Source organism: Streptococcus mitis, assembly GCF_005144795.1.
Classification (GTDB): Bacteria; Bacillota; Bacilli; order Lactobacillales; family Streptococcaceae; genus Streptococcus; species Streptococcus mitis_BB.
In genome coordinates this window covers 1-16,169 of record NZ_SWFJ01000010.1, presented here as the reverse complement: position 1 = coordinate 16,169, position 16,169 = coordinate 1, and the positions used below count along the sequence as shown (strand labels likewise).

The following is a 16,169-nucleotide window of genomic DNA, read 5'->3' as shown; positions in this document are numbered from 1 at the left end:
GGTTTTGCCCCTTATTTTAACAAATGTTTATTTTTCAGTTTCAAATATCGTTGTTTAGGAGAGATAAAGAAACTGATTAAGAAGAAGCTAGCAGCTGTAAGTACGATGCTAGAACCAGCTGCTAAGTTTAAACTATAGCCAATAAAGAGTCCCAAAACTGAAGCTGTAGCTCCAAAGGTTGAGGAAAGGAAAATCATACTTTTCAGGCTATTAGCATACAGATAAGCAGTTGCAGCTGGGGTAATCAGCATGGCTACAATCAGGATAGTTCCGACACTTTGCATGGCTGTCACAGACACGAGAGTCAGGAGTATCATGAGGAGGTAGTGATAGAAATTGACAGGCATTCCCATGGCTTTAGCCAGAAGTTCATCAAAGGAAGTGATCAAGAGTTGCTTGAAGAAAATCCAGATTAACAAGAGAATGACCGCCCCTACGCCCATAGTGATAAACATATCCGTATCTTGGACGGCTAGAATATTACCAAAAAGGATATGGAAAAGGTCAGTTGAACTTTTAGCGACACTAATCAAGATGATACCGAGGGCTAAGAAAGAAGAAAAGGTAATGCCGATGGCGGTATCGCTTTTGATAATCGAGTTCCCCTTGATGTAGGTAATGATGATAGCAGCTAGCAATCCAAAGACAATGGCTCCGATAAAGAAGTCAACTCCCAAGATAAAGGAGAGGGCTACACCTGGTAAGACAGCATGTGAAATAGCATCTCCCATGAGTGACATCCCACGTAGAATGATGAAACATCCCACAGCTCCAGCTACGACCCCGACGACAATAGCTGTTATCAAGGCATTTTGTAGGAAATGGAATTTTTGCAATCCATCGATAAATTCTGCAATCATAGGTCACCTCCATTGAAAAAGAGTCGATTACCGTAAGCTTCTTTGAGATTGGCTTCGGTAAAGGTTTCTTTGGTTGGACCAAAGGCAATCACTTCTCGATTGACAAGTAAGACTTGATCGAAGTAGTGGGAAACCTTGCTGAGGTCGTGGTGAACGATGAGAACCGTCTTACCAGCTTTTTTCAAATCTCTCAGCGTATTCATGATGATTTCCTCACTGACAGAGTCAATCCCAACAAAGGGTTCATCCAAGAGGATATAGTCGGCTTCCTGCACCAAACATCTGGCAATCAAGACCCGCTGGAATTGACCTCCAGACAGTTGACTGATTTGACGTTCAGCGTAGTCAGCTAGGCCGACGATTTCAAGGGCTTCCTCTACTTTTTTCCAATGTTTAGCATTTAAACTGCGAAAGAGAGGAATAGAAGGAAATAGTCCTAGCGAGACACATTCCTTGACCTTGATGGGAAAGTTGTAGTCGATATTGATTTTTTGTTCGACATAGGCGATTCGGTGTAAGGATTTTTTAACTTCCTTGTCATCGAGAAATGCCTGACCTTGATGTGGGATAATTCCCAGCATACCTTTTAATAATGTTGATTTTCCAGCACCGTTCGGACCAATGATACCAGTAATTGTTGGTCCATGGAGCACTAGTGAAATATCCTTAAGTGCCAACGTTTCTTTGTAGGAGACACTGAGGTTTTCGATACGTATCATAAACTTGTATTCCTCCTGCCTCTTAATATACCTTAAAAAAAAAATTAAGTCAAGTTAATTTTTGAAAAAATTAAAATAATAACTGAAAAACAATAGAAAATATCAGTTCATTTTTAATTGCATTCCCAGGTAATTTTTGTTAAGCTAAAAACAAGTACAAATGAAAGTGAGAACAAGATGACACGTTATCAAGATGATTTTTATGATGCAATCAATGGAGAATGGCAGAAGACTGCTGAAATCCCAGCAGATAAATCTCAAACGGGAGGTTTTGTTGATTTAGATCAGGAAATTGAAGACTTGATGTTGGCGACAACAGACAAGTGGTTGGCAGGAGAAGAGGTGCCTGAGGATGCTATCTTAGCAAACTTTGTCAAATACCACCGCCTAGTTCGTGATTTTGACAAGAGAGAAGCTGACGGTATTAAACCTGTCTTACCACTCCTTAAAGAATTCCAAGAATTGGAGACTTTTGCGGATTTTACAGCTAGACTAGCAGAGTTCGAGCTTGCAGGAAAACCTAACTTCCTTCCTTTTGGTGTATCGCCAGACTTTATGGATGCCAGAATCAACGTTTTATGGGCTAGCGCTCCAAGCACTATTCTGCCAGATACGACCTATTATGCAGAAGACCATCCTCAGCGCGAAGAGCTCTTGACTCTTTGGAAAGAAAGCAGCGCAAATCTTCTCAAGGCTTATGATTTCTCTGATGTAGAAATTGAAGACTTGCTAGAGAAAAGACTAGAATTGGACCGTCGAGTTGCGGCAGTGGTGCTCTCTAATGAAGAAAGTTCAGAATATGCTAAACTCTACCATCCATATGCTTACGAAGATTTCAAGAAATTTGCGCCTGCCCTACCTTTGGATGACTTCTTCCAAGTCGTTCTTGGACAAGTACCAGACAAGGTTATCGTAGACGAAGAACGTTTCTGGCAAGCAGCAGACCAATTTTATAGTGAAGAGGCCTGGCCTCTCCTCAAGGCAACCTTAATTTTAAGTGTTGTGAATCTCTCAACCAGCTATTTAACAGAAGAAATCCGTGTCTTGTCAGGTGCCTATAGCCGTGCGCTTTCAGGAGTTCCAGAAGCCAAAGACAAGGTCAAGGCAGCCTACCAACTAGCACAAGGTCCATTCAAACAAGCCTTGGGTCTCTGGTATGCCCATGAAAAATTCTCTCCAGAGGCCAAGGCAGATGTGGAGAAAAAAGTGGCAACCATGATTGATGTCTATAAGGAACGCTTGGCTAAAAATGACTGGCTGACTCCTGAAACTCGTGACAAGGCCATCGTCAAACTCAATGTCATCAAGCCTTATATCGGCTACCCAGAAGAATTGCCAGAACGCTACAAGGACAAGGTAGTGGATGAGACTGCTAGCCTTTTTGACAATGCTCTAGCCTTTGCGCGTGTGGAAATCAAACACAGTTGGAGCAAGTGGAATCAGCCTGTAGACTACAAGGAATGGGGCATGCCTGCTCATATGGTCAATGCCTACTACAATCCACAGAAGAACCTGATTGTCTTCCCAGCGGCTATTTTACAGGCTCCTTTCTATGACTTGCATCAGTCATCTTCTGCTAACTACGGTGGTATTGGGGCGGTTATTGCCCATGAAATTTCCCACGCCTTTGATACCAACGGAGCTTCCTTTGATGAAAATGGTAGTCTCAAAGATTGGTGGACAGAGAGTGACTATGCTGCCTTCAAGGAGAAAACACAAAAAGTCATTGACCAGTTTGATGGACAGGATTCTTATGGAGCAACCATTAACGGTAAATTGACTGTGTCAGAAAACGTGGCTGACTTGGGAGGAATCGCTGCAGCGCTTGAAGCAGCGAAGAGAGAACCAGACTTCTCAGCAGAAGAATTCTTCTACAACTTCGGTCGCATTTGGCGCATGAAAGGTCGTCCAGAATTTATGAAACTTTTGGCTAGTGTCGATGTGCACGCACCAGCCAAACTCCGTGTCAATGTACAAGTACCAAACTTCGATGATTTCTTTACAACCTATGATGTCAAAGAAGGAGACGGTATGTGGCGTTCGCCAGAAGAGCGCGTGATTATTTGGTAATGAATTCAATCTAATACTAAAATCCGTAAATCTGCATGGGATGGGTTAAAGAGGTTAACATGAAGAAATTTTTAATGATGCTTTCAGCTATTCTTACTGTTTTTGTTTTAGCATCTTGTGGTGCAAATAAAAAAGATGAAAAAATAGAACCTTCGGCAACACAATCATCTTCTACCAAAGAGGAACTGAAGGAAAGCTCTACGAAGTCAGAGAGCCAAACTAGTACAAGTTCTTCAATGGCAACGCCGTCAACAACAATGGAAACGAAAAGCGAAACAGGAAAAGATTTGTACAAGGAAGTAATAGAGCGGTACAATCACTATCAGGCACTTTTAAGTAGTGGTGACCGAGAATCCTTGTATGAAAAGTTGAAACAGAATAAGATTTTTTCTGAAGAGTATGGCTATATCTTTACACTAAGCACCTACGATAAACCAGCTAGTCTCCATTATGTGTTTGTTGATTTAAATAATGATGGTCAGGATGAATTGATTATTGGAGATAAAAAATATATAGGGGCCATTTACTATTTAGAGAATAAACAACCAAAGTTACTTCATACAGCTTATGTAGCTTCTGCAGGTGGTTTTCGTTCCAGTTTAGTTATTTATGAAAACGGTCAAGTCATATATGCAGACTGGCAGTCAACACGACCAGAAATGAACTTAAGTCTGTATGCTTTTGATAAAGACGGAGTACAGAAGATTAAGGAAGGTATCTTTCAAATTGGTAGTGATCAAAAGCCAGAGCAAATCTTAGAGATTTCTTCTAATGAACTTGATTTAGCTAAATTTGATTGGAAAGAATTTGAGCCAGTCAACTAGTATTTGATGAAATTCAATACTAGGCTAGATTCTAACTTCATATAAATAGCAGTACACAAAAACCAAGGAGAAAAAATTCCTTGGTTTTTTGCTACTTAGAAAAAAGGATTAAAGGTCTTTTCATGGGCGATAGTCGTAGCTGGACCATGTCCTGGATAGACATCGTAGTTTGGTAGGGTGAAGAGTTGGGTCTGGATACTATGGAGGAGTTGCTCCATGCTACCAGTCGGCAGGTCGGTTCGTCCAATAGTTTCACGGAACAGGGCATCTCCTGTCAAAACTAGGTGAGCATCAGGAAAGACGATAGAAACACCGCCGATAGAGTGACCTGGTGTTGGCAAGACGGTGAAACGAAATTCCTCCAGTTGATATTCCTCATGAAAGACAAAGCTGTGTTCAGCTGGTTTTGCAACCACATCTGCCATATCATCATGACGAGGGAGACCAGAGAGATTATCGACTGGAGTGTAAAGCCAGCTAGCTTCACTCTCTGCGATATAGACAGGAGGATTTCCAAAAGTCTCGCGAACTAGGTCCAGACTCATGATATGGTCATAATGAGCGTGGGTCAATAGAATAGCACAGATAGGTTTGTTGATGCTCTCTATTGTCTGACGAATGGCTTCCCAATGGCTACCAGGATCGACGACGATGAGGTATTTTTCACCTTCCAGGTAATAGGTGTTTTCATAGGCAACAGGATTCACAGTTTTATGGATTTTCATACTAGCTCCAATCTCAAAGAATGTACTAAATTAAGTATAGCACAGTTAGGGAGAATAAAGTGGATAGAAGGTCCTTCTCTTTTAAGGAATGTTATTTGCTATCTACTTCATTCTGTTCAAAATAGAGGTAACTATTTTCTAGTTAGGAACTAGCTAGAATTTTTAATGATTTCACAGAGATTTTAAATGAGTTGGAGAGTAAATTATTAAAAAATGATAATGAATCAAGAAAAGTGTATCCTATACTAGAATGAAGTTTGTGATAAAAGAAAATAAAATATACATGTAAAGTTAATTTGCATTAATATATTGAATTTCTAAAACTCTAGTATCTAACCTATAACAACTTGCTATATCTAATCATACAAGTCAAAGAGTCTGAAAATTATATTTTTGGAAAATATTTATTTTTAATTTAGAATAAAAAAAGAAGCTATTTTATTTGCTATGCACTAGAAAATATGATATCATAAAGTCGTATGTTGTAGACAATTTTATGATATTGAAAATGACCTCTAACATCTTTTGTTTCAGCTGAGGTTAGCAGTTAATTTTCGATATCAAGAACTTGTAAACTAACATCAAAATAAAAAAGGAGGTTGTAGGTCTAAATGAAAGGCAAGCAACAAGATTATAGAGTAGAGAAATATATACGATACGGAATTCGTAAATATAGTTTTGGTGCAGCGTCGGTAGCTATTGCGGCTGGACTTATGTTCCTAGGAAATGGGGCTGTATCAGCAACTGAAGTACAGGGAACTGAAGTGGCAGTAGCATCAACGACATCAAAAGCACAAGATGGGGTTACGTCATCTGACAATGCAGCAGTAACAGTAGAAAGCAAATCAGAAGCTGTCAAGGTTGCAGATAAAGTAGCTTTGACAAATAAAGTAGCGGCTTTGGAAGCGAAATTGTCTACTGCTAAGAAAGCGGATGCAGCAGCTCAAACAGCTGCTAAAGAAGCATTGGTTTCAGCTAAAGCAATTCTAGCGAAGGCAGATGCTAATCAGGCAGATGTTGATGCAGAAGCAGCTAAAGTAGCTGATTTGACTGCTGTTTTGACAGAGTCAGATGCTACTGCTCAAAAAGCTGAAGATGCAAAAAAAGCAGAGGAAGCTAAAAAAGCTGAAACAGCAAAAACAGCTACCCCTATCACTGATGCTAAAAAAGTTTTGGACCAAGTGACATCAGAAGCGGAAGTAACTAATGTCCTTGCAGAAGAAGCTGTTCGTAAAAATCATGTTGAGGATGAAAATAAAGAAGCAATCGAAGCAGCGGTTGCAAAAAACAAAGAGGTTATTGCAGAAGCTAAAAAGACCTTGGACGTGAAAGACTTGACTATCAAAGAAATTGATGCTCAACTCTCACGCTTGAATGAGTCTATCCTTGCGGTATACAATGATCTTAAAAAAGCAGGAATCGGTCGTGATGGGAAGCTTGCTGTAGCGTTAGCAGCTCAAGATTTTTATGCGGAATCAACTGCTAATTCAAACGGTACACGTACCACTCATGCTACTGCTGTGACTGCAGCAACTGCTACAGGTAAAGATATTTATAAATTCAACCCTAATGGAACAGCGTCTCAAGATGGTTCTAGACAATCAGGAGAGTTGAATGCCAAAACTCGTGTAACAGGAGGGACTGCTGAAGGTTTAGAAGTTGTTGTCTATTCTAATCAACGTGATGGTTCAGAAATCAACCCTGCCAATGGTTTGACATCTTCTCGAGGTGGTGCAAAAGGTCATAACAACATGGGACGTGTGGATTATCCACTTTCTCCAGAAATGGCTAAAAAACTAGCTAAAGAAGCAGAACTTTGGAGAGGTAAACCTCGTCCAAGTGGTAGCAATAATTTTTCAGGTGGTGCCAATGTATTCTCAAATGGAGGTCCATACGAATTCCTTGCAACAGAAATCTATAAATTGGGATATGAGCAAGGAATTGATCGTGTGTATATTCCAGGTATCAAGTCTCGATTTGGAGTGACAGCTGAAGCGGCTGAAAAAGGCTGGTCCTTTACAGGTATTGATGGTTCAGTAGGTGCTGCTACACCTTATAATCTACCTAATGGTCTTGTGTATGATGCTGCAAAGGATGTTATCGAAGGGATTATTACAAGTAGGATTGAAAATGGGGTACAAGACTTCAAAGCTAATGTAACCTTTACAAACAGCAAAACAGGTGCAGTAGTAACAACTCAATTTGCAAATATGCGTTTGGGTTGGATAGCTTGGATGGATACAACTCCACCAACTATCGCATCAGATAATGCAGTCTACGAACGTACAGTTGGCCAAGACATTAATATTGATATCAAGTATCAAGACACATCAGGTGCTCGTACATTGCGCGATCAAGGTGCGAACGTATCTTATACTAAAGCTGATGGGACAACAACATTGATTCGTCAACAATATGGAACTGCCGTAACTGGTGTTGCTGGTGTCAATGTAAATAAACAAAATCAAGTTCTTGATGAAACAGCAACAACAATTCCAGGTGTTAGCTATCAGATGGATCCAAATAACAAAGCGCAGTCTGTTACTATTGATGGTCAAGCTTCATATAATTCTCCTGCTAAATTGTCTGGTGCCTTGACCGAAGCAGGTGTGTTTTATGTATCAACTTTTGCTAAAGATTACAATAGTACTGATGGTTCACGTGAACAGTGGATTCAATCTGGTCAGGAAACACAAGGAAATATTACAGTTGTCGTTAAACCAAAAGTAGAAGCTTTGAATATTGAAACCTACTCAGAAACTGTTCCTGTGACTATTTCTAAAGGTGCAACAAACGCTGTAGTTACTATGCCAGATGGAACGAAGACTGTCCTTCAAAATCAAAATGGAAGTTGGGTTGTAGTTGCATCAGGAGAAGATGTAGATGGCAATGCAGTAACAACAACCAATACGGCTGCAGCAGTAGGCACAAATTTGGGTACAGTAGGTGGAAAAATTAATGTTCCAGTTACACAAGCTGCAACTGCAAAAGCTGGAGTGGATAACATCAAGGTTGAAGTAATCACTGAAAATATCAAGGCTACTTTCCTACGTAATAAGGTAGTGCTGACAGATGTGGACAATACTACTCATGAAGCTACGTTGAACTCTAAAACTGGTCATTGGGAGCTTCCAGCAGAATATTCTACTATTCAGACTACGAATGCAGACGGAACATATACATTAACTAAACGTCAAGTCTATACTGAGACTCAATTAGATGGTTCTCAAAACTTCTATATCTATACATACAAACGTACATTTGAAACAGATGGAACAATTAAGAGTGTTGATGCGGTAACTCGTCATAAAACAACAGTTGCAAGTAAAAATGGAACATCTGCAGATGGAATGTCTGTTACAGTAACCTACAATAAAGTTACAAATGCATGGACTGCTTCTGATGGTTCTACTGTGACAGCTACTAAACTTGGAGATTCATCATGGGACATCAAGACTTTATCAGGATTTGGTGGTGAAGTTCGTGCTCGCAAAGCAACAAGCACAGATGTTGCGACTATCATTAACACAAAACCAACTGCAACATCAACAAGCTATGAATCAACTAAGGGAACAATTGTTGACCTTCGTAATGCGGCACAAGCTGCAGTTACGATTGCAGATAAAGAAGATACTGCTCATAGTAAAACGACTTACATTACTCGTTTGACAGTAACATCACCATCTGGAGCTCAAAAAGTATATGATACAAAGACAGATGCTGCAGCTTACACATTAGCTAGTAACTATGTTTTATCAGAAGTGGGTGTGTATAAAGTTGTTGTAGATGTGATTGATAGTAACGGAAATGTTGTTACGGCTACTTTGGATGGTACAGATTCAGGTACAGATTCAGGTGCAGGTTCATCTGTAGCTCAAACAACTTACACCATTACGGTTAAGGATACGATTGTAGGTCACAATGCTACATCATCTGATATCCAAGGAGCTACTCAAACAGGAACACCAACCTTTACTTCTGTAGGTGACGGTTCAACTATCTCACCAAGTGCAACATCACCAGCTAAGTTGGTTGCCGCTGATGGTAATCCAGTTGAGACTTTAAAAGTTGCAAATGAGGGAACTTATACAATTAACCCAGAAACAGGTGTTGTAACCTTCGAACCACTTCCAACATTCAAAGGAACAGCAACTCCAGTAACTGTTAAACTAACTGCAATTCTAGGTACAGATGCTAATAATGCTAATATTACTGCAACTGCGACAGCTACTTACACACCAAAAGTAGTTCCAGTAACACCAACCGCAGTAGCATCTCAAACAACTGGACCTCAAGGGAAAGCCCAAACTTCTGCTATTAAGTTTGACGCAGCAGATACAGATGATACAACTGTAAACTTTGCTAAAGGAACAGTTGCTATTGATGCAAATACAACAAAATCTGTTGATCTTAATACAGCATCAGTAACTCTTCTTAATGAAAACGGTGATGCTGTACCGTCTGTAACAGTTGAAAATGAGGGAACTTATACACTGGATAAAGCGACAAATGTTATTACATTCCAACCAGTCGCAACATTCACAGGAACTGTTACAAAACCAGTTAATGTACGTATTGCAGATGCAAATGGTACTACTGTAACAACTACTTACACTCCAACTGTCACAGATGTAACTATGACAGCTGAAAATGCAACATCTGAAGACGTTCAAGGTAAAACACAAACTGGAACACCAGAATTTGAAACATCAGATCCATCAGTAACGATTGCAACACGTCAGTTGATTGATCCATCAACGATGCAACCAACTACTAGTGTTACAATTGCAAATGAAGGAACATACACAATTGATCCAACAACAGGTGTTGTAACCTTCGTACCAGTCCCAACATTTACTGGAGAAGGAACAGGAGTAACTGTTCAAGCAACAGACTCAAATGGTGAGACAGCAACAGCTACTTATAAACCAACTGTAACACCAATCACGATTACTGGTGAAGATGTAACATCTAAGAATATTCAAGGTGAACAGCAGTCAGAAACACCACTATTCTCATCATCAGATGCTAGTGCTCCAGTATCAAATTACAAACTTGTAGATCCAGCTACTGGAAATCCAACGACTGAACCTTCAGTGACTGTTGAAAATGTTGGTACATACACAATTGATTCAACAACAGGTGTAGTAACATTCCAACCAGTTGCAACTTATAAAGGAACACCAGCACCAGTAACAGTTCAAGCATCAGCTACTATTACTAATGAAAAAGATGAATCAACAGTCATCACAGGTACAGCTACCTATACTCCAACAGTAGTTCCTGTAGCCCCAACAGCTAAAGAATCAGCGACAGTTGGTAAACAAGGTCAAGCGCAAACGTCACAAATTGTTTTTGACACCCCTGATACAGATGCTACAACATTGAACTTCGCTAAAGGAGAAACATCTGAAGTATTAGGTGAAGATGGTCAACCAAAATCAGTTGCTCTTAATAAGAATACTTTGACACTTCTTGATGCGAACGGAAATTCTGTAACCACAGTTAAGGTTGATGGTGAAGGAACTTACACTCTTGATAAAACAACTAATGTCATTACATTCCAACCAACTGAAGAATTCACAGGCAAAGCTACACCAGTTAGTGTACGTATTGCAGATGCGAATGGTACTACTGTAACAACTACTTACACTCCAACTGTTGTTGCTGAAGATGGAACAGTCATTGTTGAGTACAAGGATGAAGAAGGTAACGTTATCTCTCCTTCAACAACTCCAGTAAACAACGAAAAAGTAACAACTCCATTTACAACTGAACCAAAAGAAATTCCTGGTTACACTCTTGTTAAAGTGGCAACAACAAATGGTACGGTTGATGAAGCTACTAAGAATGTTTCAGGTAAGGTTACAAATGATACAACTACTGTAACATATACTTATAGAAAGAATGTTCAAACAGCAACTATTTCTTACTATGATGTGACAACTGGTGCAGAAGTTGCGATTGATTCAACTAAAGTACCAGCAGCATCTGTTGAGACAGTAGAAGGCGTTTATAACGGTGCTATCGACTTTACTAATCGTGAAAAAGCAATTGCAGCTCTTGAAAAAGCTGGCTATACGTTAGTAGAAGACAGTTTCGTTGCAGCAACAACAGCTGACAAACTGTTTGATAACGACACGGCGGTAACTCAAAACTTCAAGGTAACAGTTAAACAACGTGTGGAACCAGTGACTCCAAATGATGAGAAACCTGTTCCAGGTCAACCAGTTGATCCAGAAAATCCAAATTCACCAGTATGGCCAAGTACTGCAGAAAATCTTGAGTTAACTAAGACAGTTACTCGTACAATCAAGTACCGCTACAACGATGAAAATGGTAAAGAAGTAACAGCTGATGAAGTTCAAACAGTAACCTTCACACGTAGCGCAAGCGTTAACTTGGTAACAGGAAATGTTGAATACACTGACTGGTCAGCAGCACAAACGCTTGAAGAAGTAGTTTCTCCAGAAGTAGCTAATTATACTTACGATAAGGGAACTGTTCCAAGTCTTGAGGTAACAAACGGGTCAACTGATAGTACAGTGTACGTTATCTATAAACCAGTAGCGCCAACTGCAACACCTGCTACATCAACTGATATCCAAGGTAAGCCACAAACAGGTACTCCAACATATAAACATGCTGATGGAACTGAGTTGAAACCAACAACAGATAATCCAGCTAAGTTCGTTGGAACTGAGGAAACAACTATCCCAGCTACTAAGGATGGTAAGACAGTTGGTACATATACAATCGATTCAACTGGTACAGTAACCTTCACACCAAATAAAGACTTCGTTGGAACACCAGACCCAGCTAAAGTAGTTGTAACAGATCCTACAAATGGTACAACTGTTGAGTCAAGTTACACTCCAACTGTAACCCCAGTTACACCAACAGGTGTGGATACAGGTTCTACAGGTCCTAAGAACACTCCTCAATCTGGTACACCAACATTTGTACCTGGTCATAAAGATGTACCAATGGACAATACTGTTCCTGCTAAATTTGAAGATGGTACAACAAGTAAAACAGTTCCAAACGAAGGAACATATACTGTTGATGCAACAGGTAAGGTAACCTTCACACCAGTACCAAACTACGTTGGCACTCCAGAAGGTGTCGTAGTGGTTCGTAAGGACACAAATGGAACTGTAGCGAAAGCTAAGTATACTCCACGCGTGCTTTCTGAAGATGGTACAGTTATTGCTAAGTATGTGAATAAAGAAGGTGAAGCAATCGCAGATACAACTGTTGTTGTTGAAAACGAAGAAACAGGAACTTCTTACACATCATCAGCTAAGACAATTCCAGGTTATGTATTAACAGAAACTCCAGCTAATGCAAATGGTACAGTTACAAACGGCTTGACAACTATTACTTATGTATATGAAAAAGCAACTCAAAACGCTACAGTTACATATGTAGATGTCACAACTGGAACTGAAAAAGTTCTTGGAGATATTGATAAGGCTTCTGGTAAGTTCGATGAAGTGATCAATTATTCTACTGAAGACCGTGTTATTGCTCTTCAAAAAGCTGGATATGAATTGGTAAACGATGGATTCACAACTGAAGATGGACGTGTTTATGATGCAGATGATACTAAGAATAACTTCAAGGTAACAGTTAAACAACGTGTGGAACCAGTGACTCCAAATGATGAGAAACCTGTTCCAGGTCAACCAGTTAATCCAGAAGATCCAAACTCACCTGTATGGCCAAATACTGCAGAAAATCTTGAGTTAACTAAGACAGTTACTCGTACAATCAAGTACCGCTACAACGATGAGAATGGTAAAGAAGTAACAGCTGATGAAGTTCAAACAGTAACCTTCACACGTAGCGCAAGCGTTAACTTGGTAACAGGAAATGTGGAATACACTGACTGGTCAGCAGCACAAACGCTTGAGGAAGTAGTTTCTCCAGAAGTAGCTAATTATACTTACGATAAGGAAACTGTTCCAAGTCTTGAGGTAACAAACGAGTCAACTGATAGTACAGTATACGTTATCTATAAACCAGTAGCGCCAACTGCAACACCTGCTACATCAACTGATATCCAAGGTAAGCCACAAACAGGTACTCCAACATATAAACATGCTGATGGAACTGAGTTGAAACCAACAACAGATAATCCAGCTAAGTTCGTTGGAACTGAGGAAACAACTATCCCAGCTACTAAGGATGGTAAGACAGTTGGTACATATACAATCGATTCAACTGGTACAGTAACCTTCACACCAAATAAAGACTTCGTTGGAACACCAGACCCAGCTAAAGTAGTTGTAACAGATCCTACAAATGGTACAACTGTTGAGTCAAGTTACACTCCAACTGTAACCCCAGTTACACCAACAGGTGTGGATACAGGTTCTACAGGTCCTAAGAACACTCCTCAATCTGGTACACCAACATTTGTACCTGGTCATAAAGATGTACCAATGGACAATACTGTTCCTGCTACATTTGAAGATGGTACAACAACTAAGATAGTTCCAAACGAAGGAACATATACTGTTGATTCAACAGGTAAGGTAACCTTCACACCAAATAAAGATTTCGTTGGAACTGCAACAGGAGTAACTATTGTACGTAAAGACACTAACGGAACAGAGGTAAAAGCTAAGTATACACCAACTGTTTATGAAGTGAAGTCTGATACACAAGTTGCAACTGTAACTTACAAAGATACTAAGGGAACAATTCTTGGTGAAGTGGATATTCTTCAAGGTGATTCTGGTTCTGAAATGAACTACTCTACTGCAGAACGTATCAACGCACTGAAAAAACTTGGCTACGAGCTTGTGTCTGATGAGTTTACAAAAGCTGATGGCAGCAAGCAATCATTTGATAATGATACAAATGCTGTTCAAAAATTTGTAGTCACTGTTCAACCACGCCTTGTTCCAGTTATCCCAAGTGATGTGACACCAGTTCCAGGTCAACCAATTAATCCAGAGGATCCAAACTCACCAGTATGGCCTGAAAGCGTTAAGGAATTGACAACTTCAGAAGAAGTAACTCGTACAATTACTTATGTTGATGAAGATGGTAAAGAGGTTACTACTTCTGTGACTTCATCAGTTAAATTCACTCGTGATGCTAAGGTGAACTTAGTGACAGGTGAAGTTACTTACGGCGAATGGAAGGCAGCTACAACTGATGTTCTTTCTGGTAACAAACTTCCACTTGTTAAAGGTTATATTGCAGTAAGTGGAGATGTTGAAGCATCTACTAAGGATCAAACTGTTAAGGCTGAAGACAAAGATATCGTTCAAAAAGTTGTCTATAAGAAACTTGGAGCATTGATTCCAAACGTGCCAGGACAAACAAATCCTCCACGTATTGATTATCCAAATGATCCAAATGGTGACCCAACTAAACCAGGTGTACCAACGGAAGATATTGTAATTCCTTATGTTCCAGGTTACATTCCAAGAGATAAAGATGGAAATCCGTTGAAACCAGTTGATCCAGAAGATCCATCTAAAGGTTATGTGCCACCAACATTGCCAACTGATCCAAGTCAAGATACACCAATCAACTATACTAAGATTACAACGTCTTATGTGACAGTTGATCCAAATGGTAAAGAAATCTCTATTCCAGAGTATCCAACAGTTGAAGGTAACCAACCTAAGAAAGATATCCCAGGATACGAGTTTGTGAAGACTACAACTGGTAAAGATGGTAATGTAACTCACGTTTACCGTAAGGCTGATACACAAGTTGCAACTGTAACTTACAAAGATACTAACGGAACAATTCTTGGTGAAGTGGATACCCTTAAAGGTGATTCTGGTTCTGAAATGAACTACTCTACTGCAGAACGTATCAACGCACTGAAAAAACTTGGCTACGAACTTGTGTCTGATGAGTTTACAAAAGCTGATGGCAGCAAGCAATCATTTGATAATGATACAAATGCTGTTCAAAAATTTGTAGTCACTGTTCAACCACGCCTTGTTCCAGTTATCCCAAGTGATGTGACACCAGTTCCAGGTCAACCAATTAATCCAGAGGATCCAAACTCACCAGTATGGCCTGAAAGCGTTAAGGAATTGACAACTTCAGAAGAAGTAACTCGTACAATTACTTATGTTGATGAAGATGGTAAAGAGGTTACTACTTCTGTGACTTCATCAGTTAAATTCACTCGTGATGCTAAGGTGAACTTAGTGACAGGTGAAGTTACTTACGGCGAATGGAAGGCAGCTACAACTGATGTTCTTTCTGGTAACAAACTTCCACTTGTTAAAGGTTATATTGCAGTAAGTGGAGATGTTGAAGCATCTACTAAGGATCAAACTGTTAAGGCTGAAGACAAAGATATCGTTCAAAAAGTTGTCTATAAGAAACTTGGAGCATTGATTCCAAACGTGCCAGGACAAACAAATCCTCCACGTATTGATTATCCAAATGATCCAAATGGTGACCCAACTAAACCAGGTGTACCAACGGAAGATATTGTAATTCCTTATGTTCCAGGTTACATTCCAAGAGATAAAGATGGAAATCCGTTGAAACCAGTTGATCCAGAAGATCCATCTAAAGGTTATGTGCCACCAACATTGCCAACTGATCCAAGTCAAGATACACCAATCAACTATACTAAGATTACAACGTCTTATGTGACAGTTGATCCAAATGGTAAAGAAATCTCTATTCCAGAGTATCCAACAGTTGAAGGTAACCAACCTAAGAAAGATATCCCAGGATACGAGTTTGTTAAGACTACAACTGATAAAGATGGTAATGTAACTCACGTTTACCGTAAAGTAGTTAAGACAACTACATCATTCGTAGACGGAAATGGTAACCCAGTTTCACCAAATGAAGAAGGTAACCAACCTAAGAAAGATATCCCAGGATACGAGTTTGTTAAGACTACAACTGATAAAGATGGTAATGTAACTCACGTTTACCGTAAAGTAGTTAAGACAACTACATCATTCGTAGACGGAA

At 39.7% G+C, this 16,169-nt stretch carries 6 protein-coding genes; 3 read left to right on the top strand and 3 right to left on the bottom strand.

Translation table 11 applies throughout. The features are described from left to right. Window positions 1–11: 11 nt before the first annotated feature. Together FBF73_RS07700 and FBF73_RS07695 are read right to left on the bottom strand one after the other, a co-directional pair. The gene (locus FBF73_RS07700; RefSeq protein ID WP_000559791.1) at window positions 12–860 is read right to left on the bottom strand and encodes a metal ABC transporter permease; all 849 of its coding nucleotides are present in this window, start codon (window positions 858–860) and stop codon (window positions 12–14) included. Next, entirely contained in the window at window positions 857–1,579 is a 723-nt protein-coding gene (locus FBF73_RS07695; RefSeq protein ID WP_033686841.1) for a metal ABC transporter ATP-binding protein, read from the bottom strand. Before FBF73_RS07695 ends, FBF73_RS07700 begins: the two co-directional genes overlap by 4 nt. 177 nt (window positions 1,580–1,756) lie before the next feature. On the opposite strand from FBF73_RS07695, the gene pepO reads away from it, so the two are divergent. Together pepO and FBF73_RS07685 are read left to right on the top strand one after the other, a co-directional pair. Further along, the gene (gene pepO, locus FBF73_RS07690) at window positions 1,757–3,649 is read left to right on the top strand and encodes an endopeptidase PepO (protein ID WP_136937434.1); all 1,893 of its coding nucleotides are present in this window, start codon (window positions 1,757–1,759) and stop codon (window positions 3,647–3,649) included. Between the two features lie 59 nt (window positions 3,650–3,708). Further along, window positions 3,709–4,473 carry a lipoprotein gene (locus FBF73_RS07685; RefSeq protein WP_125411684.1) on the top strand — a complete coding sequence of 255 codons (765 nt, stop codon included), beginning with the start codon at window positions 3,709–3,711 and terminating at the stop codon, window positions 4,471–4,473. A gap of 95 nt (window positions 4,474–4,568) precedes the next feature. Here FBF73_RS07685 and FBF73_RS07680 read toward each other — a convergent pair whose 3' ends face one another. Next, the gene (locus tag FBF73_RS07680; protein WP_136937433.1) at window positions 4,569–5,198 is read right to left on the bottom strand and encodes an MBL fold metallo-hydrolase; all 630 of its coding nucleotides are present in this window, start codon (window positions 5,196–5,198) and stop codon (window positions 4,569–4,571) included. Between the two features lie 611 nt (window positions 5,199–5,809). On the opposite strand from FBF73_RS07680, the gene FBF73_RS07675 reads away from it, so the two are divergent. Beyond that, the coding region (locus FBF73_RS07675) for a mucin-binding protein (RefSeq protein WP_136937432.1) at window positions 5,810–16,169 on the top strand (10,360 nt) is incomplete at its 3' end.

What these genes read in the sequence shown, in the direction of transcription:
- FBF73_RS07685 (WP_125411684.1), top strand. Translation starts at nt 3,709, where the DNA reads ATGAAGAAATTTTTAATGATGCTTTCAGCTATTCTTACTGTTTTTGTT.
- FBF73_RS07700 (WP_000559791.1), bottom strand. Translation starts at nt 860, where the DNA reads ATGATTGCAGAATTTATCGATGGATTGCAAAAATTCCATTTCCTACAA.
- pepO (WP_136937434.1), top strand. Translation starts at nt 1,757, where the DNA reads ATGACACGTTATCAAGATGATTTTTATGATGCAATCAATGGAGAATGG.
- FBF73_RS07680 (WP_136937433.1), bottom strand. Translation starts at nt 5,198, where the DNA reads ATGAAAATCCATAAAACTGTGAATCCTGTTGCCTATGAAAACACCTAT.
- FBF73_RS07695 (WP_033686841.1), bottom strand. Translation starts at nt 1,579, where the DNA reads ATGATACGTATCGAAAACCTCAGTGTCTCCTACAAAGAAACGTTGGCA.